At 68.6% G+C, this 24,423-nt stretch carries 16 protein-coding genes; 7 read left to right on the top strand and 9 right to left on the bottom strand.

Annotation, left to right across the window (positions count from 1 at the left end; translation table 11 throughout):
• Positions 1-64: 64 nt before the first annotated feature.
• Positions 65-1,972 carry an acyl-CoA dehydrogenase gene (locus ABZ382_RS06380; protein WP_357084995.1) on the bottom strand — a complete coding sequence of 636 codons (1,908 nt, stop codon included), beginning with the start codon at positions 1,970-1,972 and terminating at the stop codon, positions 65-67.
• A 137-nt stretch (positions 1,973-2,109) separates the two neighbouring features.
• Here ABZ382_RS06380 and ABZ382_RS06375 point away from each other — a divergent pair, with 137 nt between their 5' ends.
• The 3 genes from ABZ382_RS06375 (at position 2,110) to ABZ382_RS06365 (ending at position 6,832) form a co-directional block, all read left to right on the top strand.
• A complete protein-coding gene (locus tag ABZ382_RS06375; RefSeq protein WP_357085898.1) occupies positions 2,110-3,501 on the top strand; it encodes a threonine/serine exporter family protein in 1,392 nt (463 codons plus the stop codon).
• A 116-nt stretch (positions 3,502-3,617) separates the two neighbouring features.
• Positions 3,618-5,885, top strand: a complete 2,268-nt coding sequence (locus tag ABZ382_RS06370; protein ID WP_357084990.1) for an MMPL family transporter — start codon at positions 3,618-3,620, stop codon at positions 5,883-5,885.
• Between the two features lie 140 nt (positions 5,886-6,025).
• The gene (locus tag ABZ382_RS06365) at positions 6,026-6,832 is read left to right on the top strand and encodes a tyrosine-protein phosphatase (RefSeq protein WP_357084988.1); all 807 of its coding nucleotides are present in this window, start codon (positions 6,026-6,028) and stop codon (positions 6,830-6,832) included.
• Positions 6,833-6,898: 66 nt separating this feature from the next.
• Here ABZ382_RS06365 and ABZ382_RS06360 read toward each other — a convergent pair whose 3' ends face one another.
• The 3 genes from ABZ382_RS06360 to ABZ382_RS06350 all read right to left on the bottom strand — a co-directional run bounded on the left by ABZ382_RS06360 (position 6,899) and on the right by ABZ382_RS06350 (position 9,695).
• The gene (locus ABZ382_RS06360) at positions 6,899-7,627 is read right to left on the bottom strand and encodes a TetR/AcrR family transcriptional regulator (protein WP_357084985.1); all 729 of its coding nucleotides are present in this window, start codon (positions 7,625-7,627) and stop codon (positions 6,899-6,901) included.
• A gap of 74 nt (positions 7,628-7,701) precedes the next feature.
• Positions 7,702-8,928, bottom strand: a complete 1,227-nt coding sequence (locus ABZ382_RS06355; protein WP_357084982.1) for a cytochrome P450 — start codon at positions 8,926-8,928, stop codon at positions 7,702-7,704.
• A 92-nt stretch (positions 8,929-9,020) separates the two neighbouring features.
• Positions 9,021-9,695, bottom strand: a complete 675-nt coding sequence (locus tag ABZ382_RS06350; RefSeq protein WP_357084979.1) for a hemerythrin domain-containing protein — start codon at positions 9,693-9,695, stop codon at positions 9,021-9,023.
• A 102-nt stretch (positions 9,696-9,797) separates the two neighbouring features.
• Between ABZ382_RS06350 and ABZ382_RS06345 the strand changes: the two genes are divergently transcribed.
• Entirely contained in the window at positions 9,798-13,073 is a 3,276-nt protein-coding gene (locus tag ABZ382_RS06345) for a BTAD domain-containing putative transcriptional regulator (RefSeq protein WP_357084976.1), read from the top strand.
• A gap of 74 nt (positions 13,074-13,147) precedes the next feature.
• Positions 13,148-13,603 carry a nitroreductase/quinone reductase family protein gene (locus ABZ382_RS06340; protein WP_357084973.1) on the top strand — a complete coding sequence of 152 codons (456 nt, stop codon included), beginning with the start codon at positions 13,148-13,150 and terminating at the stop codon, positions 13,601-13,603.
• A 40-nt stretch (positions 13,604-13,643) separates the two neighbouring features.
• Here the strand turns inward: ABZ382_RS06340 and ABZ382_RS06335 are convergent, their stop codons facing one another.
• From ABZ382_RS06335 to ABZ382_RS06320, 4 genes are all read right to left on the bottom strand, one after another.
• Positions 13,644-14,183: a hypothetical protein gene (locus ABZ382_RS06335; protein ID WP_357084970.1), complete on the bottom strand. Its 540-nt coding sequence runs from the start codon at positions 14,181-14,183 to the stop codon at positions 13,644-13,646.
• 33 nt (positions 14,184-14,216) lie between these two features.
• The gene (locus tag ABZ382_RS06330) at positions 14,217-17,798 is read right to left on the bottom strand and encodes an aminoglycoside phosphotransferase family protein (RefSeq protein WP_357084967.1); all 3,582 of its coding nucleotides are present in this window, start codon (positions 17,796-17,798) and stop codon (positions 14,217-14,219) included.
• A 126-nt stretch (positions 17,799-17,924) separates the two neighbouring features.
• On the bottom strand, positions 17,925-18,134 hold the full coding sequence (locus ABZ382_RS06325; RefSeq protein ID WP_357084964.1) for a DUF397 domain-containing protein: 210 nt from the start codon (positions 18,132-18,134) through the stop codon (positions 17,925-17,927).
• The gene (locus tag ABZ382_RS06320; protein WP_357084962.1) at positions 18,124-19,023 is read right to left on the bottom strand and encodes a helix-turn-helix transcriptional regulator; all 900 of its coding nucleotides are present in this window, start codon (positions 19,021-19,023) and stop codon (positions 18,124-18,126) included. The genes ABZ382_RS06325 and ABZ382_RS06320 overlap by 11 nt, the downstream gene beginning before the upstream one ends.
• Positions 19,024-19,199: 176 nt before the next feature.
• On the opposite strand from ABZ382_RS06320, the gene ABZ382_RS06315 reads away from it, so the two are divergent.
• Complete coding sequence (locus ABZ382_RS06315) at positions 19,200-19,589, top strand: hypothetical protein (protein WP_357084961.1); 390 nt, start codon at positions 19,200-19,202, stop codon at positions 19,587-19,589.
• On the top strand, positions 19,576-19,881 hold the full coding sequence (locus ABZ382_RS06310) for a hypothetical protein (RefSeq protein ID WP_357084958.1): 306 nt from the start codon (positions 19,576-19,578) through the stop codon (positions 19,879-19,881). The genes ABZ382_RS06315 and ABZ382_RS06310 overlap by 14 nt, the downstream gene beginning before the upstream one ends.
• 43 nt (positions 19,882-19,924) lie before the next feature.
• Here the strand turns inward: ABZ382_RS06310 and ABZ382_RS06305 are convergent, their stop codons facing one another.
• Positions 19,925-24,400 carry a hypothetical protein gene (locus ABZ382_RS06305; protein WP_357084955.1) on the bottom strand — a complete coding sequence of 1,492 codons (4,476 nt, stop codon included), beginning with the start codon at positions 24,398-24,400 and terminating at the stop codon, positions 19,925-19,927.
• Between the last annotated feature and the right edge of the window lie 23 nt (positions 24,401-24,423).

Here is a 24,423-nt window from a genome sequence, read left to right as displayed (position 1 = left end):
CGTTCATTCGCGCAGCGCGGCCCGTTCCCGCAGCGGCCGGACGGTTCAGCACAGCCTTGCCATCTCAGCCGAGCATCGCCGCGCGCAGCAGACCTTCCGGCACACCCAGGCCCTCGATCAGCGTGAGCGCCTGCGGCCGTAGCCGGTCCACGAGTTCGTTCACCCCGCGCCGCACCGACTTGGCCCGCTCCACCGACATGAACCGGTGCATGATGTACCAGGCCTGATTCTGCTCGATGGCCGAGTAGACGAACAGATCGCAGACGGTGTCGGCCAGCGCCCGCGCCTCCGGATCCTCGATCGCGGCGATGCCGTCGATGAAGGCCTCCAGCACCAAGCGCTCGATGTGCGCCGACCCCGCGGCCAGGATGTGATCCTGGGCGTTGTTGAAGGCCTCGAACGGCCCGGTCTCCTTCGCGCGGGCCCGCAACCGGTGTCCGGCCGTCCGGACCAGGTAGTCCTCGCGGTCGGCGAACAACTGCAACTGGATCGAGCGCCGCGACAGGTCGCCCTCGTCGACGGTGTCGTCGCCGCGGTCGCGCAGACGCTGAATCATCTGGCGCACACCGGATCGCTCGCGCACCACGTCGCGGGCCATGGTGGCGGCGAACTTCACCCAGCCGAGCGCGTCGAGATCGCGGACCTCGTCGGCGTAGGCGGTCAGCAGATCCTTGGCCACCAACTGGGTCAAGACGACATTGTCACCTTCGAACGTCGTGAAGACGTCGGTATCGGCCTTCAGGGTCACCAGGCGGTTCTCGGTGAGATAGCCCGCGCCGCCGCAGGCTTCGCGGCATTCCTGAATGGCGGCGGTGGCGAAGCGCGTCTGCGCCACCTTGAGTCCGGCGGCCCGGTTCTCCAGCGCGCGCCGGGCCCGCGGGTCGTTCTCCTGCCCGGTCTGCACCAGATGCATGCGGTACACGAGATCGTTCTGCGCGAAAGCCAGTGCGTAGGAGCGGGCTACCAGCGGCAGCAGGCGGCGCTGATGGCTGCGGTAGTCCATCAGCACCGTCTCCTCCCCGGTGTCGGGGTCGGCGAACTGCCGGCGCTGCTCGCCGTAGCGGACCGCGATGCTCAGCGCGACCCGGGCCGCGGCGGCCGCCGCGCCGCCGACGCTGACCCGCCCGCGCACCAGGGTGCCCAGGGTGGTGAAGAAGCGGCGGCTCGGGTTCTCGATCTCGGAGCTGTAGGTGCCGTCCTGGGCCACGTCGGCGTACCGGTTGAGCAGGTTCTCGCGCGGAATCCGGACCTGGTCGAACAGGATTCGGCCATTGTCGACGCCCGGCAGACCGCCCTTGTAGCCACAGTCGGAGGTGGTCACGCCGGGCAGGTCACCGCCGGCCTCGTCGCGGATGGGGACCAGGAAGCAGTGCACGCCCTGGCTCTGCCCGCCGGTGATCAGCTGCGCGAAAACCGCTGCCATGCGGGCGTGTTCGGCCGCGCCGCCGATGTAGTCCTTGCGCGCCGAGGGAGTCGGGCTGTGCACCACGAACTCCCGGGTGGCCGGGTCGTAGGTGGCGGTGGTCTCCAGGTTGGCGACATCGCTGCCGTGGCCGGTCTCGGTCATGGCGAAGCAGCCGAGCAGTCGCAGCGGGATCAGCTCGTCGAGGTACTCGCGGTGCCGCTCGGTGCCGAGGTTCTCGACCGCGCCGCCGAAAAGCCCCCATTGCACACCGCTTTTCACCCACAGCGACAGATCGTTGTAGGCGAGCATCTCGAGCGCGGTGACGACCGCGCCCGCGTCACCGGGGGTGCCGTCGGGGTGACGGAAGCCGGATTCGACCCAGCCGAAGGAGGAGACCAGCCCCATCTGCTCCAGCACCCGTGCCCGCGCGGCTTTCAGATCGAGGCTCGGATCGGCGAACAGGCGGTCGTCGTCGAGGACTGCGCGGGCCCGTTGGCGCACCTCCCGCCAGGGGCCGTCGAGTGCCGTGCGTAGCTCTTCGGAGATCGAAACGCCGCTCGTCGCCATACCCAAAACACTACTGCTCCGGCTGTGCTCATCCTGGTGATCTGGATCGCCCGTGTACGTTTCTTACCGTGAGCAATGAGGTGGCCGTCGAGTCGCCGGGTCTGCCCGCGGGGCTGCGCACCCGGTGGTGGCGCCGCCTGCTCACCACCGTCTCCGATCACGTCGTCGCTGATCAGCGCGCCACCGTGGACACCGTCGTGGAGGCGCCCGCCCCGGTCCAGCCGATCGATCTCACCGACGACGCGACCGTGACCGAGGTGCTGGATCTGGCCGAGCGGGTCGGGGAAGTCGTGCTGGCCTCGGGCACGGCGGTGATGGACACCACCACTCAGATCGAGTTCATCGCCGCCACCTACGGGCTGTCCAAATGCGATATCGACGTCACCTACAACTCGATCCGTATCTCCGCCGACCGCGGCACCCGGCTGCCGCCGGCCACCACCATGCGGGTCGTGCACTACCGGTCGCTCGACTTCACCCGGCTCGCCGCGGTGGACCGGCTGACCCGGCGCATCCGCAGCGAACTGGTGCCGCCGCAGGACGCGCTGTCCGCCCTCGACGAGATCACCTCCGCGCCACACCCGTACCCGCGGTGGTCGGCGACGCTGGGCTGGGCGCTGATGGCGGCGGCGGTGGCGCTGTTGCTCAACGGCGGCTGGCTGATCGGGCTGCTGAGTTTCGTGACCACCATGCTCATCGACCGCACCAACCGGCTGCTGAACCGGCGCGGGCTGCCGTTCTTCTTCCAGCACATGATGGGCGGCGTCATCGCCGCGACGCCCGCGGTTCTGGTGTCCACCTTCGCGGCCGGACTGCGTCTGGACCCGGCCCTGATCATCGCGGCCGGAATCGCGGTGCTGCTGGCCGGTTTACAACTGGTGGGCGCGGTGGAGGACGCGATCACCGGGGCGCCGGTGACCGCGTCGGCGCGCATGCTGGAAGTGATCATGATGACCGTCGGGATCATCGGTGGGATCGCGCTCACGCTGCGGGTGGCGGAGGTGTTCGAGGCGACGGTGCCGACGGTCGAGATGGTCTCGACCCGCGACCTGACGAATCTGCCGCTCAAGCTGTTCGCGGGTGCGGTGACCGCCGGCGCGTTCGCGCTGGCCTGTTATGCCGAGCAGCGGGCGCTCGCGGCGGCCGCGTTCAGCGGTGGCGCGGCGACCGTGGTCTATCTGCTGGCCCAGCATTTCGGGTTCGGGCCGGTCGTCTCCTCGGGCGTGGCCGCCACCGTGGTGGGTCTTGCCGGTGGCCTGCTGGCCCGGCGCGCGCTGACGCCCCCGCTGGTGGTGGCGGTCGCGGGCATCACTCCCCTGCTGCCGGGCCTGAAGGTCTATCGCGGGCTGTACGCATTGCTCAATGACGAACTGCTGATCGGGCTGAACCAATTGTTCAGTGCGTTCGCGGTCGGTCTGGCGCTGGCCGCCGGTGTCACCCTGGGTGAGTGGATGGCCCGTGACCTGCGGCGTCCGCGCATCATTCGCCGCATGGGCTCATTGCGCCGACCCCGTCTCGCGGCCGGCTGATTTCGCGACCTCGATAAATACCTTTCATCTATCATGAAATCACGTTTCTAGTAATTCTAATTGTATTGCCAGACAAGGCTTTTAATTAATTCTGATCATGCCTGTTACCGTGCAGTATGACCACGAGCCGCCGCCCGCGCGAACGCGATGTCTTCGCGCTATGGGGACAACTCGTCGCCCGCTATCGCTTCCTCGTTCTGGGCGCGGCCGCGGCCGCCCTGCTGGCCCTCGGCGCGTACTCGCTGGGGTTCGAGGGTCGCCTCAGCGCGGGCGGTCTGGACGACCCGAATTCGGAGTCGGTGCAGGCCGCGGAGCTGGCGGCGGGCGCGTTCGGGCCGAATCACGCCGCGGACATGGTCATCATCTATCACTTCCCGGACGGGACGACCGTCGACGATCCCGCCGTGAATCAGCCGGTGGTGGACAGTCTCAACAACCTCACCACGCGGTTCCCCGACGCGGTGCAGGCGGTCAACGCCACCTACTGGCCCGGGGTGACGACGACCCTGGGCTCACAGTCGGGCCTGGCCACCAAGGACAAGACGCGCGCGGTCGCCTCCATCGCCCTCAAGGGTGAGACCGGTGACGCGCTGTCGGCGCACTACGTGCAGGTGAAGAACGCGTTCGCGGTGCCGGGCATCGATGTGAAGGTCGGTGGGCTGCAACCCATCGGGACCGCGCTGACCGACACCATCTCCGCCGACACCCATCGCATGGAATTGCTGGCGATCCCGGCGGTCGCGATTCTGTTGTTCTTCATCTTCGGCGGCGTGGTCGCGGCGGCGCTGCCGCTCATGATCGGTGTGCTGACGATTCTGGGCGCGAACGGCATCGTGCGGGGGATCACCAATGTCGCCGAGGTGAATTCGTTCGTCGCTCCGGTCGTTTCGATGATCGGGCTCGGCTTGGCCATCGACTACGCGTTGTTCATCGTGAGCCGCTTCCGGGAGGAGGTGGCCGCCGGGTACGACGCCCCGACCGCGGTGCGGCGTTCGGTGACGACCGCGGGCCGCACGGTGGTGTTCTCCGCGACCATGATCGTCGCGAGTCTGGCCGGGATGCTGTTGTTCCCCCAGGGCTTCCTGAAGTCGATCGCCTACGGTGCGATCGCCACGGTCAGCCTGGCCGCGTTCACGGCGGTCACGATTCTGCCGGCGATGCTGGCGATCCTGGGCCCGCGGGTGAACGCCCTGGGCATCGAGCGATTCCGGCGCGCCGACGCGGCCCGCGATGTGGAGCAGAGCTTCTGGGGCCGCTGCACCGCTTGGGTGATGCGGCATCCGCGCAAGATCACCGCGCTGCTGATTCTCGGCCTGCTGGTGCTGATCCTGCCGGTGCGCAATATCGCTTTCGGCGGTTTCAGCGAGAAGTATCTGCCGCCGGACAATGCGGTGCGGGTGGCCCAGCACGAGATCGACACCTATTTCCCGCTGCGCAAATCCGACCCGATCGAATTGGTCATCGTCACCGGTGACAGCACCGAGGTGGGTCCGCTGGTCGAGCGGGCGAGCTTCGCCCCCGGTCTGCTGCCCTCGGGTTTCGAGATCCCGACCCGGTCCCAGACCGATCCGACGATCTACAAGACCCAGGCGTATCTGGTCGATTCCAGCAAGTACGACAAGACGATCGACTTCCTGCGCAATCTGGAGACCGCCGACGGCACCACCCTCATGGTGACCGGCGTCCCCACGGTCCAGCACGACACCATCGCCGCGCTGCTCGACCGTCTCCCTCTGATGATCGCGCTGGTCCTGGCCGCGACCACGATCCTGATGTTCCTGACCTTCGGTTCCCTGGTGCTGCCGCTGAAGGCCGCGTTGATGAGCGTGCTGGGCCTGGGCTCGACCCTCGGCATCCTCACCTGGATCTTCACCGAGGGTCACGGCGCGACGCTGCTCAACTTCACGCCGCAGCCGATTCAGGCGAACATCCTGTTCCTCATCATCGCCATCATCTACGGCCTCTCCACCGACTACGAGGTCTTCCTCCTGTCGCGCATGGTCGAGGCCCGCGCTCGCGGCGCGAGCACCGAGGAGGCGATCCGGTCCGGCACCGCGCACACCGGTCGCATCATCACCGCGGCCGCGCTGATCCTGTTGGTCGTCACCGGGGCGTTCGCCTTCTCCGACCTGGTCCTCATGCAGTACATCGCCTACGGCATGATCGCGGCCCTGATCATCGACGCCACCGTCCTGCGCATGATGCTGGTCCCGGCGGTCATGAAGCTGCTGGGCGACCGTTGCTGGTGGGCCCCGGCCTGGATGAAGCGCATCCAGCAGCGCATCGGCCTGAGCGAACCCATTCTCGACGACGAGCGCGCCCCCGCCGAGCCCCCGGTGGCCGAGATGGTCGGCGCGTCCGGAGGTTCGCGCCTCAGCGTCTGATGCTGTCATTTTCGGCCACACCAGACCGTCACTAACAAAGTATCCATTCGATAGACACGGCGTCAGCTAGGCTGCCGGCTGTCCCGGCCCGGTGTTGTACGCACCGGCGGGTGCCGGGGCGTCTATCGAAGGGAACACCCATGATTCGACCTCGTACGATCGGCGCGACCGTGGTCCTGGCCGCCGCCTTGACCTTCGGGGTTTCGCCCGGCCTGGCGCTCGCGGTCGATCCGCCGGTCGCGACCGCCAATGTCCTGCTCGATCCGGCCACGCGCTCGCTGAACCTGTCCGGTGTGCAGAATGCCCGCGACGCGGGCGGGTACCGGACCACCGACGGTCACAGCGTCCGCACCGGTGTGGTATTCCGCACCGCCGCACTGAGTTCGGCGACCACCGCCGACGTCGCGTCGCTGGCCGCGCACAATGTGGTCTCGGTGCACGATCTGCGCACCGGCTACGAGCAGTTGCTCGCGGGCTCGGACAAGATCCCCGCCGGAGCGGCCGAGCACCATGACGACGTCCTGGGCGGGCTCTCGCCGATATCGGGGCTGAGCACGGCGTCGTCGGCGGCGAACGCGTATCCGCAGTTCATCACCGCTCCGGGCGCGAACGCCGGCTTCGCCGACGTGATCCGCGACATCGCCTACAACAACGGCGGAGTCCTGTTCCACTGCACGGCGGGCAAGGACCGCACCGGCTGGGCGGGCGCGGTGCTGCTGACCCTGCTGGGTGTCGACAAGGACACCGTCTACTACGACTTCATGCTGTCCAGCTACTACCGCGATGCCGCCCCCGGCGACGTGAACAACGGCGTGACCGCCGCCGAGCTCGACTCGGCCTTCGCCCAGGCGAACAAGTCCTACGGCAGCTTCGCCAACTACGTGAGCAACGGCCTCGGGCTGACCGCGGCCGACATCGCCGCGCTCAAGGCCAAGATGCTGGCCTGACCGAAGCGACCGACCGGTGGCCCGTAACCGGATCGGTTGCGGGCCACCGTGGTTCGTGACGCCGGGTCAGCGCGCGACGAGGCCGATGCCGCGGCCGATATCGGCCAGGGTGGAGTCGAAGAGCACGTCGGGGTGCGAGATCTGGATCGGGTAGTTGCCGAAGACCTCGAGGGTGACGTGGCCGTAGAGGCGCGCCCAGAACTGGATCATGACGTAGCTGACGCCCAGGTCGAGTTTCTCGGCGGGGAACTTCTGGCCCGAATCCGCCAGCACGCGAAGCAGTTCCGTCTGGAAGGTGATCAGGTCGTCGCGCAGTTCCGGCGGGATCAGCTCGGTGGGGGTGGTCACAACCTGGTAGTCGGTGAGCAGGCGGCCCGCGGCCCCGAGGAAGATGCGGCCGACCGGTTCGCCGAATTGCTGCATGGCGCTGGTGATTCCGGCGGTCACCGGCGAGGCGAAGACCAGGGTGAATTCCCGCGAGTGGTTCAGCGCCCAGCGGCGGAAGCCCCGGCAGATGGCGAAGAAGCGGATCCCGGCGTCGTCGGGCAGACCCTCGACCGACGCCTCGAGATCCTTGGCCAGGTCGAGGCAGACGTCGGTGCGGACGGCGGCGACCAGGTCGTCGCGCGATTCGTAATAGCGGTACAGCGCGGGGGCGGTGATGCCCAGTTCACGGGCGATGGCCCGGAGCGTGATCGCGTCCGGGCCGTGGTCGACCAGTAGTGACCGCGCGACGCGGCGGATATCGGCGTCGCTGACCGCCGGCGCTCGTCCGCGTCGGCGAGGTTCACTCATGGTTGACTCCAATGTAGAAACGAGCAGGGCCCCGGATGGGGTATCAAAAGTTACCGCGTCCGGGGCCCGATCGCTCACTCGTAGGCGACTTCCCAGCTCTTGATGCCGTTGAGCCAGCTGGAGCGCAGACGAACCGGCTCCGAGATCTGACGGAGGTTCGGCATCACGTCGGCGATCGCGTTGAAGATCAGATCCAGCTGCAGGCGGGCCAGGTTGGCGCCCACGCAGTAGTGGGTGCCGGTGCCGCCGAAGCCGACGTGCGGGTTCGGGTTGCGCAGCACGTTGAACTTGTACGGGTCCTCGAAGTAGTTCTCGTCGAAGTTGGCCGCGCTGTAGAACATTCCGATTCGCTGCCCCTTCTTGATCGAGGCGCCCGACAGCTCCAGGTCCTCGGTCGCGGTGCGCTGGAAGGCGATGACCGGGGTGGCCCAGCGGACGATCTCGTCGGGAGCGGTGCGCGGACGCTGCTCCTTGTAGATCTCCCACTGATCGGGGTTGTCCACGAACGCCTTCATGCCGTGCGTGGTGGCGTTGCGGGTGGTCTCGTTGCCGGCCACCGACAGCAGGATCATGAACCACGCGAACTCGTCCGAGGCCATCGACTCGCCGTCGAGGTCGGCGTGCAGCAGCGTGGAGGCGATGTCGTCCATCGGGCAGGCGCGACGCTGCTCGGCAAGGTTGTAGGTGTAGCCCATGACCTCGGCGGTGGCGACCTTGTGGTCACCGTTGAACTCCGGGTCGTCGTAACCGATCATCTGGTTCGACCAGTCGAAGATCTTGCCGCGGTCCTCCTGCGGGATGCCGATCAGCTCGGCGATAGCCTGCAGCGGCAGCTCGCAGGCGACCTGCTCCACGAAGTTGCCCGAGCCGTTCTTCTTGGCCTCGTGCACGATCTTCTCGGCGCGCTCGCGCAGCGCATTGCGCAGCGACTCGATGGCGCGCGGGGTGAAGCCCTTGGAGATGATGCGGCGCAGCTTGGTGTGCTTGGGCGGGTCCATGTTCAGCAGCAGGTAGCGCTGCACCTCGATCTCTTCGCGGGCGATGTCGCCGTAGAAGCGGATGACCGCGGTGTTCTCCTCGGAGGAGAACTGCTCGGGGTTCTTGGAGATCTCCTTGATGTCATCCATCTGGGAGATCGCCCAGTAGCCGCCGTCGTCGAAGCCGGTCAGGCCATCGGCCTGCGGCACCCAGAACGGAGCGGCTTGCTTGCGAAGAGCTGCGAACTCCTCGACCGGCAGGCGCTCGGCCAGCAGGTCGGGGTTGGTGAAGTCGAAACCGTTGGGAATGGACGGCGCGGACACGGAACCTCCTTTGGAACACGTTCGACGTCGAGTGAACCACACCACAGGCCGGTTTGTGAACACGTATTACTAAATAGCGTTCATTTGATCTGTCACCAGTTCGGTTCGGTGCCGTAGACCTGGCGATATTCGCGGTCGAAGGTGCGGCGGCCGAGCAGCCGCCAGGCCAGGCGCGCGGTCCTCGGGAGCTCCGCGAGAACCTTGCGCCGATCGGGCGCCGAGGCGGCGTGCAGCAGGAAGCCGAGGAAGACCAGCTGGCGATCCTTGGGCATGTGCGCGCGCCCGCGTTCGCCGAGCGCCCGCCACTCCGGCACGGTCATGACCTGCTCGACGATCGACAGGATGTGAGTCTCCTCCTCCGCGAGGTGCTCGTCCAACGCGGCCGCGAGGGCGGTGGCGGTGGCCGCGAACCGGTCTCGTGCGGCGGGGTCGGCGGCCGTGGCGAACGCGGCGGCGTCGCGCTGCGCGCGGGTCGAGAGTTCGGCGATGCGTTCGTGCTGTTCCTCGAGGCGCAGGACCAGGGCGGCGGCCATCGGGGCGCGTTCGAGCAGCAGCGGCCACATCAGTTCGTCCTCGCCGGTGTGATGGCTGTGCAGCCCGGTGCCCAGTTCGGCCAGGAAGTCGGCGAGGACGCGGGCGCGCTCGACATCGCCCGGGGCGACGCCCGCCGCCAGGGCGGGCAGGGCGCGGAAGTGGCGGCGAAAGGCGTTGTGCACGACCACCATGTCGTAGGTGTCGGGCCGGGCCTGCGCGATGTCGGTGCTCATGGCTGCTCCTGTCGAAGTCGGTGATTGCGACCAGAGTGCTTCGGCGCGCTTGGAATCGACTCGAGGCGGACTTGGGGGCGGCGGTCCTAGACTTACGCGATCATGGTTCGGATTCGGGTACTCGGCGCATTGACCGCGACCGGCGAGCGCGGGGAACTCGATCTCGGCGGGCCGCGGCAACGCGGGGTGCTGGCGCGGCTGCTGGTCGCCGGGGGCGATGTGGTGCCGGTCGATCGGTTGATCGATGACCTGTGGCGCGGCGAGCCGCCGCCCCGAGCGCTGGGCTCGCTTCAGGCGTACGTCTCCAATCTGCGGCGACTGCTCGAACCCGATCGCGCGCCGCGGACACCGGCGACGGTGCTGATCAGCCGTGCTCCCGGGTACGCGCTGCGACTCGACACCGCCGAGGTGGACGCGTGGGCGTTCGGCGCCGACCTGGACGCGGCCGCGCGACTGCACGATCCACGCGAACGGCGGCGCGCGCTCGAGCGGGCCCTGGCCACGTGGCAGGGTCCGGCGTACGGGGCGTACGCGCAGGAGTCCTGGGCGAACGCGGAGGCCGTGCGACTCGAGGAGTTGCGGCTCAGCGCACGCGAACAGCTCGCGGTGGCACTGCTCGAACAGGACGAGCCGGCGCTGGCGGCGGCCGAGGCCGAGGTGCTGTGCCGGGAGCATCCGTTGCGGGAGGAGGCGTGGCGGCTCACCGCGCTGGCCCGGTATCGCGCGGGCCGCCAGGCCGACGCGCTCGCGGCGCTGCGGCAGGCGCGCGAGGTGCTCGCCGAGGAGTTGGGCATCGATCCGGGACCGGCCCTGGCCCGGCTCGAAGCCGATATCCTCGCCCAGCGGATCCCCGTGCAGGAGCAGGTGATCGCCGTCGCCGCGCCGCCGCGCGATCCGGTTCCGGGTCCGGTGATCCCGGAGTTCCTCGGGCGTGCAACCGAACTCGCGTCTCTGCGCGCGGCGGCCGCTGCTTCCGGTCCGCGGACGGCGACCGTGGTGGGTGAGGCGGGCAGTGGCAAGTCCTCGCTGCTGCGCCGCCTGCATGACGACTTGCGAGATGCGGGTTATCACGTCGTGCTGGGTCATTGCCCTGAGGACGAGGCCGCGCCCTCGGCGTGGCCCTGGGTCGAGATCCTGCGCGCCTTGGCCGCCGTGCACGACCCCGCCGGGCTCGCGCCCACGCTCGCTCCCCTGCTCACCGATACCGCGGGCGCACCCGAGGCCGACCGCGCGCACGGCAGGTTCCTGCTGCACCGTGCGGTGTGCGACTACCTGACCGCTGTCGCGGCCGCGGGACCGCTGGCGATTCTCTTCGACGACGTGCATCGCTGTGATGCCGAGACAGCGGCCCTGCTCGCCGCAGCGGCGACCCGGGCACCGGTGTTCGTCGTGATCGGCTACCGGCCCGACGAGGCGCCGCCCGCGCTGACCCAAGCGCTGGCCGGTCTCGCGACCACGATCCGGACGCGAATCCAGTTGCGCGGCCTGGGCCTCGAGGACAGTGCCCGGCTCGTCACCGCGCTGACCGGGAGCGCCCCTGCGGACTCGGTGCTGGCGACCCTGCACGAACGCACCGGCGGCAACCCCTTCTACCTCACCGAGACCGCGCGGCTGCTGAGCAGCGAGGGTGAGCTGGTCGCCGCGTCGGAGGTTCCCGAGGGCGTGCGAGATGTGCTGCGTCGCAGACTGTCCCGCTTGCCGGAGACCGATGTGGCGTTGCTGCGGCTGGCGGCGGTGATCGGCCGGGAGTTCGATCTCGCGGTGCTGCTGCGGGCCGCGGAGGTGGGCGAGGAGGACGTGCTGAACGCGGTCGAGGCGGGCAGCGTGGCGGGTCTGCTCGACGAACCCGCCAGCGGCCGTGCCCGTTTCACTCACGTCCTGGTTCGCGACACCCTGCTCGGGGATCTGTCGCGGGTGCGCCGCGATCGCTGGCATCGCCGGATCGGGGCCGCGCTCGAGGAGATCGCCCCGGACGATCTGACCGCCCTGGCCCATCATTTCGGTGAATCGGTGACCCCGGAGACGGCGCGGCGGGCCGCCCGTTACGTGGTGGCGGCGGCCGAACGCGCCGAGCGGCGTTTCGCCTACGACGTTGCCGCGACCGGTTACGAACGCGCGGTGGGCGCGCTGGAGCGACTCCCCCGCGACGAGACCGTCGACGAACGGGTCGCGTTGCTGGGCAGAGCCGGTCACGATCACCTCTCCGCGGGGTCCGCGCTGGCCGCGCGTGCCGCTCGTGACCGTGCGGTGCGGCTGGCCGAGGACGCCGATCGCCCGGACCTGGTGGTGCGGGCGTTCACCGCCTGGGACGCGCCGACGCCGTGGATGAACCGGCAATACGGCGTGGTCGAGCACCCGATCGTCGCCCGGTTGGAGAACGCGCTGCGCCTGCCCGGCCTGTCTGCGGCGGATCGCTGCCGATTGCTCGTGGCGCTGGTCGACGAGATCGGCGGCGAGTCAGGCGAACAGGCGAGCCCGGCGGCGGCCGAGGCCGAGGCGATCGCCCGTGAGCTGGGCGACGACACCCTGCTCGCGCCGGTGCTGCAGGCCCGGGCGTCGCTCTACGACACCCCGGATCGGGGCGTGCTGGGCGCCGAGCTGATCGAGATCGGGCGGCGCACCGGCGATCACACGTATCAGCTGCTGGGCCACACGATCGCGCTGCAAGCGGCCGCCTCCGCCGGGGACCTGGCCGCGGCCCGCGAGCATGTCGAGGCGACCACGGTGACGGCCGACCGCTATCAGTGGCGGCAGGCTCAGCTGGCCAACGCGATGGCGCGCGGGCTACTGGCGCTGGCCGCCGGCGACCCCGACGACGCCGAGCGGCACTACCTGCGCGCCGGTGAATTGCTCACCGGCGCGGGCATTCTCAATGCGGACGGCATCGTGCTGATGGCCATCTTCACGGTCCACCTCTACCGGGGCCGGCTGGCGGAGCTGGCGCCGGTGGTCACCGGCTTCATCGAGTCCACCGAGACGGTGCCGTCGGACACGGTGGTCGACTTCTACGTGCTGGTCCTGCTCGCCGCGGGCGATCTGCGCGCCGCCGAATCGACCCGCGGCCTGACCCGACCGGTGCGCCACGACCGATTCCGCTCGTTCTTCCTCACGCTGCGCGGCATGGTGGTCGCGGAGTTGGGCACACCGCGCGAGGTGGCGGAGACCTACACCGACCTGCTGGCCTACCGGGGCCGGCTGGGCGGCGCCGACACCGGCGCCTACGTCGTCGGCCCGGTCGACCTGGTGCTCGGGGAGCTGGCGACCCGCCGTGGCGAGGCCGCGCTGGCCGCCGAACACTACCGCGCTGCCCTCGCCGTCGCGCTGGCGTGCGGAAACCCGGTGTGGATGACTGCCGCCCGGGCGCGCCTCCGCCACTGACCGGTCACTGGTCGTCTACTAGTGGGTGGCTCGATCGTTGTTCCCGACCGTCCCACCGACCCGAGGAGCCCGCCGTGCCCGACCTTCACCGCACCGCCACCGAGCTGTTCCTGAAGACCTCGACCACCCTGCACCGCCGCCTGATCGACGTCACCGCCGGCAAGCTCGGCACCCGCTTCAAGAACATGCCCACCCTGACCCTCACCACCACGGGCCGCCGCACCGGCCGCTCCCACACCGTCGTCCTGACCGTCCCGGTCGTCGACGGCCCTCGCTACCTGATCGTGGCCTCCCGAGGCGGCGACGAGATCTCCCCCGCCTGGTTCCACAACCTGTCCGCCAACCCCTCGGTGGAAGTGTCCTTCCAGCACGGCCCTTCCCACCCCATGACCGCCCGAGTCCTCCCCGCCGCCGAACGCGAAGCCCGCTGGCCCCAGATCCTCGAGGCCTACCCCGGCTACGCGAACTACCAGGACCGCACCACCCGAGTGATCCCCGTCGTCGAACTGTCCCCGCGCATCGACCGCTGATCGACGTTCCGGGGATCGCGCTCCGTCCTATCGGACTCGGTCAACGGCACAGGGATTCGATGAACGCCGAGAAGCCGGGGAACTCGTCGCGGGCATCGGCCACGATCTGCGCGGTCGAACGGCCTGCCCCCGGCGCGTGGCGCTCGGCGATGGCACGGAACTCGTCGTTCGGCTCGGTGTCGATACTCGGATAGTTGAAGGCCTCCGCCGGCCCCGACCCGTTGGCGAAGATCCAGAGCAGGTCCCCGAGATTCCTTGCGATCACACCGGTTTCCCCCTCGGACCCCACATAGACGATGGGCTGCGCGACGAGCGGCACATCCGGCCGGATCAACCAGCAGCCGGCGTAGTCGCCCGCGCCGGTCGAACCGAAGAAGCGGAATTCACCACCGTCGACCTCGTCGTTGCCGGTCCACAGCCGGAACCACCAGGCGGTGCGATCAGCCGCTTCGAATTGCTCGTACGGCTCGAAGTCACACCCGGTCGATTCGTCGGTCTCCTCGTCCCAGTTCCACTCGAAACCGATGGCGAAGACTTCCGCCAGGGCAGGGGGAAGGGTCAGGTCTGCGATGTCGTGCACCGCGACAGCATATTTCGCGGCGGTGACCCAGCCTTAGAAGGCATTCCACTTCTGGTGGCGGTCGCCATCCCGCATGCTTGCGACCCGGTGCCGGAATTCCGAAGCATGTCTGTCGCTCAGGCCGACGAGCTGCATCAGCCAGGTGACCATGGTCAGTTCCCGGATATCGCGCAGGAGCGAGTAGTGAGGATGCGTGGTGACGTCGTCGCCGTAGATCTCGGTGAACCGCTGGTAGTCGGCTTCGGTGAGGTCGAAGCGGTCGACGGTCATGGCGATTGTCGTTGTGTCCCAGGCCTTCGGACCGAACGCGACCACTTCGAAGTCACACAGCAACGGTCCGCTGGCGGTGGGGATGATGTTGCCCTGGTGGGCGTCGCCGTGGATGACGCCGAGGTCGGTGAATTCGAGCGACTGATAGCGGGTGCGCAGGTCCTGGTAGAGGTCGGTGAGGAACGCGACGTCGGCGGGGTCGGCGTTCCCGGGGTCGGCGAGGCGGCCGGGGACCGCGGAGAACGGGTCGAACGTCGGCAGTGGGAAGTCCGGTGCCGGTAGCGCGTGGAAGTCTCGCAGTAGCGTGGCGAGGTCGTCGATCGTCACGGTGCCCGCGGTGTCGGCGAGGGTCCAGTAGGTGACGACGCGGCCGTCGACCCGTACCAGTTGCGGGAGATTCTCAGCGATTCGGACAGCGGGGAAGTCGTTGCGGGCCAGCCATCGAGCGACGGCGAGTTCCTTCTCGACCTTGGGAAGGTTGGCATCGCTGCGGGCGATGCGGGCGATCACGCCGGCGGAGGGCAGAGCGTAGATCGCATTCTCACCGATGCGGACGAGGCGGGCGTCGCCGATGGGTAGGCCGGATTCGAGCGCCGCGAGTCGCAGTGCACGCGTGGCGGATTCGCTGGTGAACACGGACGACGTGGTGCCGGTCATGGGATCGAGCGTATCGCTGTCCGAGGCCGGGTCCACTGGCCGGAGCCCGAGCGCTGCTCTGCGAGCCGCGATCATGCCACGCCATCGTCCGACAACACTCTCGGTTCCGCCGATCCATCGTGGGCCGGAGTGGTCTGGGCCCGGTTCGATGCCCGCGAGGCTGTGCACGATATCGACGAGGTACCGGTATTCACCGTCGCTGGTGGATTCCTCCAGCGAGTTCAGCGCGGTGCGGAGTTCAGGCTGTTCGCCCCGGATGGCGTGGTGGTAGCAGACCGCGAACCGCAGGTAGGCGAGGGCGGAACCGAGTCCTGTGCGGGTGTAGGAGTGTTCGAGTTCGGCGGCGTGCCCGGCGATATCGGTATCGCTGCCCGCCGCTTGCAGTAGGACTGCGGTGGAAACCTGCGCTTGGGACCAGGTTTGGTTGAGTCCGTGGAGTAATGCGTTGGCGTGTGCGATCTGGCTGGTGGCACGCGCGGGATCGTCGAACGCGGCGGCGAAGGCGAGACCGGCCTGGGCGAGTGCAGCGGGTCCGGGCTGATCCTGTTCGAGGGCCACCTGCCGGGCGGTGTGGTAGGCGGAGCAGGCGAGGGTGATTTCGCCGTGGACCCACCACAGGTGTCCCAGGGCACGGAAGTAGTGGGTGTCGCGGTCTAACGCTTCAATGGTGGACAGTGCCTCGGGGAAGTCGCCGAGGTGACGGGCGATATGCGAAAGCCCGCGTAGTGCTTGTCTGGCAAGAGGACTGCTACCGGCGGCGACACGGCGCATGTTGTCCGCGGATTCGCGGTAGAGGCCGAGGTGGCGTTGATTCTCGCCGAGGTAGTAGCGGGTGAGGTCTTCCATGCTCGGCGGCAACCCCGCCATCGACAGCACTGCCGTCAACTCGTCCACGCTGTCGCGGCGATGTGCCCGCTGTCCGAGGGAGATCGCGTGCAGTGTGCGCGCGATTGCCGCGGCCGCGCCGTCACTGCCCGGAGCGGGAAGGGCGAGAGGTTCCCAGATGGATTCCAGGACATAACGCCAGGCGGCTTCGAGTAGCCAGCCGGGTTCGAGGTCGAATTCGCTGCCCAGCCGCAAACCCTGGGTGAGGCACGCCATCAGCTGCCGCCGCGACCGATAGCCCGAGGCTGTGGGGACCTGGTCGCGGAGAGCCGTGAACGTTGCCTGCGCGGCGCGCCGCCAGTCGGCAGGCGACCACCGGTCCTCGGTGGCGGCGTCGGCGGCACGGACGGCGGTGCGGAGCAGCTCGTGGAGCCGGTAGGGCCAAGGGGATTCCCGGTCGTAGGTGATGAACGGTCGTTCCACGAGGTTCAGGGCGGCGGAGTCCCGGGCCGATCGGGATGCGTTGGTGGCCAAATCGATCGAGAACGCATCGAGCAGGCTCACCGTCCTGAGGATCGTCCGCTCGTCAGGAGACAGGTCCCGCATGATGCGGGCAACAAGCGCCGGGAAGTCGCGCTGGAATTCTTCCGGCCCGGGTGCCGCGCCCGTGCGGGCGAGGACGTCCTGGAACCGCATCACCGCCAGGTCGAGGTACAGCGGAAGGCCGTAGGAGCGGGCCGCTATCTCCGAACGGACGGCATCGGGAATCACGGGTCGGCCGCCGCGGGTGAGGCGAGTGCGGAGATAGTGGTCGCGGTCGGAGTCGGAAAGGTATCCGACGAGGTGCTGGCGGGGCTCGGCGGCAGCGTCAGGTGCCAGACTCGGCCATCGGTGGCCACCGGTCCAGTCCAGCTGGCCTTCGAGGCTGGTGTCGTCCCACTGCAGGCGGTTGCGGCCGGTGATGATGAACAGGGCGTTCGGCATCAACCACACCATCCGCTGATACAGCTTCTCCACGTCCCGGTGCCCGCGCTCGGTGATGTCCTCGAAGGTGTCGAGCATGATCACCGGTGTCGCCGCATGTTTCGCGGGAATCTGCGAGAGGTCCCAGGCGAGCAGGTGTGGAAAGTAGGACAGCGTGTCGATGTCCTGCGGTGCGTCGAGGAGGTCTGGTAGCCGGGCACACCGCGACAGTGCGCGGACCTTGTCATGGCGTTCCCGCAAGGCTTTGCTGAGGCCGGTGACGAATCCGAGTACGGTCGCGCCAACCGCGCTGGGCATCTCGACCGCACCCGACAGGTCTTCCATCACCGCGCGGAGATCCTCGGGGACGGCGGCCTTCTCCGAAAGCCGGCGCAGCAGCCCGTGCCGTCGCAGGTAGCCTTCGAGCGATTCGCTCGGGTGGTTGACTTCCCAATAGCAGCGCAGGGCGATGTCGAAGGCCCGCAGCGGGCACCCCAACTTTCCCAGCGCGAGCCGGACCGCCAGCAGTGCGTCCTCGAACCCGACGCCGCCCTGACGTGCGAGATCGATGCGGACCGGTAGCAGGCGCCCGACCTGATCGGGGATGGGCGACCAGAAGGTCTCCGCGCCATGGGAACCGGTGACGCCGAGATGAGTTTCGAGGCGCCGGGAGAAGGTGGTCTTCCCGATGCCGCCGACGCCGTAGAACACCAGAACATTCCGGCGCGGGGACGAGAAATCATCGACTCGACAGCGACCGGCCTGTTGATCGTTGACATGGGTGACGAGACTCTCGGCCACCGCGGACCACTCGTCGTGGCGATTGGTGAATACGTCCACGGCGGCGATGTCGTCACCACCGGAGCTGAACAGCGACCGCAGATCAGACGAGCCCGACACCCTGCACCCCCTACCGACGGCAGTCGCGTACCGACGCCTGTCGTAGGACCCCGACTATACGGCAGCCGTCAGCTCTCTACGATCCAATTCTCTTTCAGGAGAACAGCATTCACGATCAAAGATCCTTCACTCCGAACCGTCGAGCGCACCGCCGATCACGCCGGCCGTGAAGGCGTCCCACTCCCCGGGGCTGAAAACGAGGGCCGGGCCGGTCGGGTTCTTGGAGTCACGGACTCCGACCCGGCCCGCGGCTAGGAACGCGACCTCCACGCACTGGGATCCGGTTTCGCTGTAACTGCTCTTGAACCAGCGGCCCTCGGTTGAATCAACGGTCACGATCGAACTCCCTTGCTACCTGGCGGATCAGATCTCTGGTTCGTACCTCATCCAGGGTTTCGGCCCGGATGGCCGCGGTCAACTCAACGTAGCGATCGACGTCCTCGCGCCCCTCGACGTACAAGTCGCTTGTCAGTCGGCCCTCGACGTAGACGATCGGCGGCTCGATCTGGGTGTTCCTCGAATCGACACCGAAATCCAGCAGCACGAACGGACCGTGTTGGAAACCCCACGTGTACCCGGACGTGTACGGCTGAACCCGCACGGTCACGTTCGGCCGGGTGCTCGCGTCGGCGAGATGCTGTAGCTGCGCAGCCATGACGCGCTTGCCGCCGACTACCCGGTGCAGCGCCGCTTCGTGAAGCAGCACTTCGACAGTGAGCGGGTTGGCCTTGCGGGTCACGATGATCTGACGTCTCGACCGAATCTCCACGCGGCGCTGGATGTCTTCGTCGTTCTCGAAGCCAGGGAAGGATCGGAAGACCGCGCGCGCATAGTCGGCGGTTTGCAGAAGCCCGGGTATCTGCTCCTGGTAGGTGATCAGGCGTCGGGCGGATCGTTCCATGCCGACATACATGTTGAACGCATCGCTGAAAAGCCCACCAAGGGAGAAGATCCCATCCTCATCCTTGGCCGTGGCCGCGCGAAAGGCCAGGCCGACCGCCCGCTCGGTGTCGTCGGCGTCCACCTCGTAGAGCATGCACAGCTCTCGCACATCCTGCCGTCGCGGCTTGACCGTTCGCCCCGTCTCCAATCGCTGTAATGCGTTGAAGCTGAGCTGAACCTGGACCGCCGCCTGCTCGAGGGTCAAGCCCGTGGCCTGACGGCGTTCACGGAGGAACCTACCCAGTTGCCGCCGCAACAGAGTCGGCGATACGTCCTCCACCATGGCTGCTCCCCTGGAAAGTGAATACAGCTGACAACGGAATCCGAATGTTGATGCACGGCCGATTTGGTTCCTGCCGTGGGGCTTCAGACTAGCTGATCTGAATATTCAGATTCTCCGCTTTCAGAATCGCCCCCGGTGGTGTCCTGGTAGCAGCGATGACACGGAGGCGGGTGACTATGTCCAGCAACAACCAGTGGTCGGTGCAGGCGATCATCGACCGCATCGAACATGAGAAGCGGCAGACCGTAGTGAGCGACCGAGCGACCGAGGAGCCCTCGGCGGCCGGGTATTCGGTGCGCGGGTTGTGGTCGTGCTACTCCGATCCCGGCACACTGACTGCCGCACAGGCGCATACGGCGATGCGGCTACATCTCGGGTGCGGGGTCGACACCTGTCTGGTGCGCTCGCGGGCGCGGGCCGCCCTCGTGGCGGCGGGGCGGATGGTGCTCGACAGACGGGCCGTGCGGTCCCGCTCCGAGGCGAGGCGTTCGCTGTCGATGATCGTGCGTGCGGCGATAGTGGGCTGCAGCGCACTGTTTTTGGGTGGTCAGCATGTCTTGCGATGACCCCGATGCGATCGAGATTCAGGTTATCCAGGATGTTCTCGACATTGTCGAGGCTCGGCTGCGCGAGTGTGAACGGTGGGGGCGGCGGTTGACGGTGCCGCGGTCGCGGGTTCATGCCGCGGTGCTGCACGCCGTGATCGTCAGCGCGCGGGAGTCCCACGGGTGCCGGGCCACACTGGACCGTGCCGGGATTCTCGACGCGATCTTCGACGGTGTCGAGTCCTCGCCTGCGACGAACGCCATGGACCCGGTCGACTCGGCCATCGAACGGCACTTGGTCAATACGAACTGACCGTTCGTCGAGCGGACTCACTCCGGTTGGCGCTGTTCAGCGTTCAGGGATTGGTCATGCGTTCCAGGGAGTCCAGTCGGAGGGCCTCGTCGGTGATGCCGACGAGGAGGACGGGGTCGAAGCGGGCCACGGTGTCCAGGACCGAGGACCAGGGGGCGACGCTCCAGGCTTCGGCGAGGAGGCGGCGGATGCGGCGGCGGGCGAAGCCCTGGGTGGCGGGCGGTGTTGCGGGGTAGGCGCGGACCAGGGTGTCGGCGATGCGGGTGAGGAGGTGGCCGCGGATGTCGCGGGTGGTGCCGCGGGCGAGGTCGACTGCCTGGTCGAGGGCGCCGATCGCGAGGGCGGCGTCGACCAGGCGGGCGGCGGCGCGGTCGCGGACCTCGGCCGGGGGGAGTTGGGAGAGGAGTTCGGTGGCGGAGGCCAGCGCTGTCTTCGAGCGTTCGGAGCAGTCGCCGTCGGCGAGCGCGGGGATCACCTGTGCCATGGCGTGGATTCGTTCTCCGGTCACCGGGATCGAGTGGCGGCGGGTGAGCACGTTGGGTTCGCGGCCCGCTTTCACCTGGGCGGCCAGGATCTCTCGGTAGGCGATGGACCGGGCGAGGTCGCCGGTGAGTTGTTCGGCGACCTCCAGCGCCCGGTCCACCGCGCCGGCGCGGGCGGTCGAGCCGGCGAGCAGCGACAGCACGCGTTCTTCGCCGAGCGGGGTCATCCATCGGGTCGCCAGGAGCCCGGTCACCGCGTCCCCATCGCCGAGGGCCGCCGAGAACAGGGCGCTGACCACGCGATTCGTCAGCAGGTCGGGTGAATCGCGTGCGGTGGAGGCACGTTCGGCCTCGTCGCGCACTCGGGCGGTGACCAGGTCGGCGAGCTCGCCGCTGCCTTCTTCGACGACGGTTCGCAGCGCGATCGCGATCTGCTCGGCATCGTCGAGCAGCTCCGCGACGGTGGCGGGTTCACTCCAGATCGCCGCGCCCGCACGGATTCGCGTGGTCAACCACACCGGGAGCAGGGTGATCCCGTCGATCAGCTCGCGGGCCATATCGAGCTGCCCGGTGTCGGCGAGCAGCACCGCGAGGCCGCCCAGCCCCGCAGCCAGACCGTCGACCGGATCGAGCGAGCCGTGATACATCACGACGAGGTGGTCGGTCAGATCGCGCACCCGCTCGACCGCCGCATCGGCCAGCAGCGCGCGAACGAGCGCGGCCAGCGGTGTGCTCGGCTCGGGCGCCGGGGTGCCGCCGAGCCAGTCGGTGGCGCAGACCGTGGTGAGGAATGACCGGTCGGTGCGCAGGTAGCCGCCGTTCGGCAGCGTGGTGCCGACCCGCAGGGCGCTCATCGCTCGCTCGAGGAAGGCGCTTCTGCCGGTGGCGGATTCGGATGACCGCGTCGCGAGATAGGTGAAGGCGAGGATCCGGTGGTCGTCGCCGTCGATCCGGTCGGCGATCGCGACGGCGCGGGTCATCTCGCCCGCGACGGCCAACGCCCGCATCATCGTGTACCGGACCAGGTCGCGTTCACGCGGGTCGATGCTCTGGTACGCGCGGAGTTCGATCTCGGTGACGAGCCGCCGGGCATCGGCCGTCCGATCCGCCGCGAGCAGGGCGGTCAGCGCGCGGACCGCCACCTCGAGTCCGCCTGTCCCCCGGGTGAATCGGCGAGCCAGCGCGACCACGCGATCGGCTTCCCCCAACACGACGAGGCACTCGGCCAGCTGCACGACCGCGGCCTCGATATGCCCCCACGGGTAGTCGGAGATGCCGCTGATCGCGTCGTTGAACGCGGTCTCGAACCCGGTGTCCGACGCCTCCAGCTGGGCGTGCCAGGCCTCGATGTCGACCAGCACGGTGTCGGTCTCCGCGCGCAATACCTCGCCGAATCCGGCCGTGACGAGATCATCGGCGATGGCGGCCAGCACGTGCGACCGGACCACCTTGCTGCTGATCGACGCGAGCTCCGCCCGGATCGACCGCACCTGCGGGGCAGCCGATTCGGCGTCGCCCTGCGAGACGAAGGAACGCGCGATCGCGGCCAGGGCGACCACCCGCACCCCGACGGATTCGGTGGCGCCGCTCAGCTCCTCGACGCGGTCGTGATCGTCGAGCGCCGCGTAGGCGCGCACCGCGGGCCGCACGATCTCGTCGCGTTCCGCGGTGCGCGCCCACACCACGTGGCGGTCGATCTCGGTCTTCGCGGCCTCGATCGCCTGGTGAGAGCCGATCGACCGCCAGGCCGGAATCAGGTGCGCGAGCACCCGAACCCGTTCGACGGGTGTGGTGATCTCGTCGGCCAGCAGTTCGGCGCTCTCGATATCGGGGACGGCGATGAGGGCCTCGACGAGACGAGCGAGGTCCGCGTCGCGCACGAGGGAGGTCTCCGACTCCCGCAGCGAGTCGATCACGGCCCGATTGTGGTGCGGATCGTCGCGGAGAAATTGAGTCGAGGCGACGCCGATCCGGGCGCGCAGGCGGCGATGCGGGTCCAGCAGCCCGTCCGCCAGGCTTCGCGCGCGCACGAGTTCACCCATGTCGGCCAGTGCCGCAGGCAATTTCGCGGGAATGTCGCGGCCGCGGCGGGTCAGCCGGTGCCGCCGCAGGGCGAGCTCGCCGACGGCGACCAGGTCCGGATCCCGCTGGTCGAGCCAGACACCCGATACGGTCGCGATCTCGGTCCGCGCGATCTGGTCGCTGCCGGACAGCAGCAGGAGCCGATCGTGGCGCGCGGTGTCGAGGGCGAGTTCGGTCATCCGCACCATGTCGCCGTGCCTGCGCAGCATCGAGAAATATCGGGTCAGCAGATAGGTCGGCGTCTCCACCGGCCACCCGCGGTCGCGGAAGCGATCGGCCCAGGCGTGGAACCGGTTTCGATACTCCGCGAGGAGCGCGCGGCCCAGCGTCGCTTCGGCCTCGCGTTGCAGGGTCTCGTGCGCGAGCAGGTACACGTGGTCGGCCCCGAACCGGCTGGTCCGGACCCGGAAGGTGCGCCCGGTGACGCCCGAGAGAATGGTTTCGATGCGGAACGGCGGCCACCCGGTCAGATCCTCGAGCTCGGCGCGGGTCAGCCCGCGAGCCGCGGTCACCAGTCCGAGAACCTGCTGGTCGGCGTCGGAGCGTTCCAGAATCCCCCGCAGTTCCAGTTGCGCGGCATCGCGGATGTCGAAGGCTTTGGCCGACGGTCCGAGTTCGCGGCGGCGGCAGTGCCGCAGCGGATGGGCGGCGGGAACATCCAGCGGGAGTCCGGGATTCGGCCGCCCGGAGACCAGGACCCGCAGGCCGGGTCCGGGATTCTTCGGCAGCAGCGAGGCGATGCTGGTCCGCCCCCGATCCTCGTCGAGCCCGTCCACCAGCAGCACGACCCGATGCCCGACCTCCGCGGCCCGTTCGCCGGCCAGCGCGAGCATATGGCGGCGCAGCCCGTCCCGGCTCCCGGTCGCGCTGGCCACGGTGGCGGCCTGATCCGGCAGCAGCGCCGAGAGCTGTTCCAGCACAGCGTCGGTGAACGCCCGATGATCGTCCTGGTCGGCCATGCGCGAGGTGATGAAGAAGGCCACCACCCGCACCCGCGGCGGCGGATTCAGGGCGAACCAGGACATCAGGGCCGTCTTGCCCGCCCAGGGTCCGGCCCGCCACCACAGGTACGCCTCGTCGCCGGTGCAGAAGTCGGCGAGTTCGGCCAGTTCCGCGTCGCGATCGGACAGTCCCTCGGCGGGCGCGATGTCGCGGATCGTCGCCCGGTACGGGGTATCGCCGATAGCGGGAAGCGCGGCGGGTTCGGTGCGACCGGTCCATCCGGCATTGGCGGCCAGTGCGATTCGTCCCGCCGTGCCCCGTTCCAGCGCTTTCGGTTTCGGCATGTTCGCAGCGGGCAGCCGGGTGCGAAGTTCGCGAAACAGGATGGTCATGGTGAGGTACCGGTCGGCTGTCGGCACCCCGGCGCGCAGGGTGTCGAGCATCATGCCGGTGAAGGCGGTGCGGCCGCCGCTCCCGGTGGCCCGCGCGAACTTGGCCTTCTCGTCGGTGGCGGTGAGGACGAACGCGCCGTCGATATCGGTGGCCTCCCGCAGCGGCTCGCCCTCCCCGGCGAGAACGTCACGGCCGAAGGCTCTTCCGCTGTGGCAGCAGTCGAGGATCACGACCACGGGGCCGCGCACGTTGGACTTGATCCGCGACCTCAGCACGGGATACGGCAGCGCGGTGACATCGGCGTCGGCCGAGCGCGAACCCGAATGGGTCAGATGCAACTGGTTGTCGACCGCGACGCCGTGGCCGACGTAGTAGACGAGCAGCAGCCCGGTCGCGGCGCGAGCGGCGGCGGTGACCCGGGCCGCGATGGTCGTGCTGTCCCCCGGATCGAGAATCACATCGATGTGATCCGCGGGCAGTCCCGTTTCACCACGCAGGAATTCGGCGAAGTCGAGCAGGCTGCGCTCCACCTCGGGGAAGGACTCGAAGCCCGAATCCGGGGCGTAGCGTGCGGTTCCGATGAGGATCGCGCGCGCGGCTTCCGGATCTGGAAGCGTCATCCTCCCCTGCCCTTCCCCCCGTA

The sequence above is a fragment of the Nocardia sp. NPDC005825 genome, from assembly GCF_040630175.1.
Lineage (GTDB): Bacteria > Actinomycetota > Actinomycetes > Mycobacteriales > Mycobacteriaceae > Nocardia.
The sequence above is the reverse complement of the archived record's forward strand: the minus strand, read 5'-3'. Positions and strand labels throughout refer to the sequence as shown.

Bases quoted from the DNA above. Each gene is read 5' to 3' on its own strand.
- ABZ382_RS06350 (WP_357084979.1), bottom strand. From the start codon at position 9,695: ATGAGCACCGACATCGCGCAGGCCCGGCCCGACACCTACGACATGGTG.
- ABZ382_RS06315 (WP_357084961.1), top strand. From the start codon at position 19,200: ATGTCCAGCAACAACCAGTGGTCGGTGCAGGCGATCATCGACCGCATC.
- ABZ382_RS06305 (WP_357084955.1), bottom strand. From the start codon at position 24,400: ATGACGCTTCCAGATCCGGAAGCCGCGCGCGCGATCCTCATCGGAACC.
- ABZ382_RS06320 (WP_357084962.1), bottom strand. From the start codon at position 19,023: ATGGTGGAGGACGTATCGCCGACTCTGTTGCGGCGGCAACTGGGTAGG.
- ABZ382_RS06360 (WP_357084985.1), bottom strand. From the start codon at position 7,627: ATGAGTGAACCTCGCCGACGCGGACGAGCGCCGGCGGTCAGCGACGCC.
- ABZ382_RS06365 (WP_357084988.1), top strand. From the start codon at position 6,026: ATGATTCGACCTCGTACGATCGGCGCGACCGTGGTCCTGGCCGCCGCC.
- ABZ382_RS06345 (WP_357084976.1), top strand. From the start codon at position 9,798: ATGGTTCGGATTCGGGTACTCGGCGCATTGACCGCGACCGGCGAGCGC.
- ABZ382_RS06380 (WP_357084995.1), bottom strand. From the start codon at position 1,972: ATGGCGACGAGCGGCGTTTCGATCTCCGAAGAGCTACGCACGGCACTC.
- ABZ382_RS06370 (WP_357084990.1), top strand. From the start codon at position 3,618: ATGACCACGAGCCGCCGCCCGCGCGAACGCGATGTCTTCGCGCTATGG.
- ABZ382_RS06310 (WP_357084958.1), top strand. From the start codon at position 19,576: ATGTCTTGCGATGACCCCGATGCGATCGAGATTCAGGTTATCCAGGAT.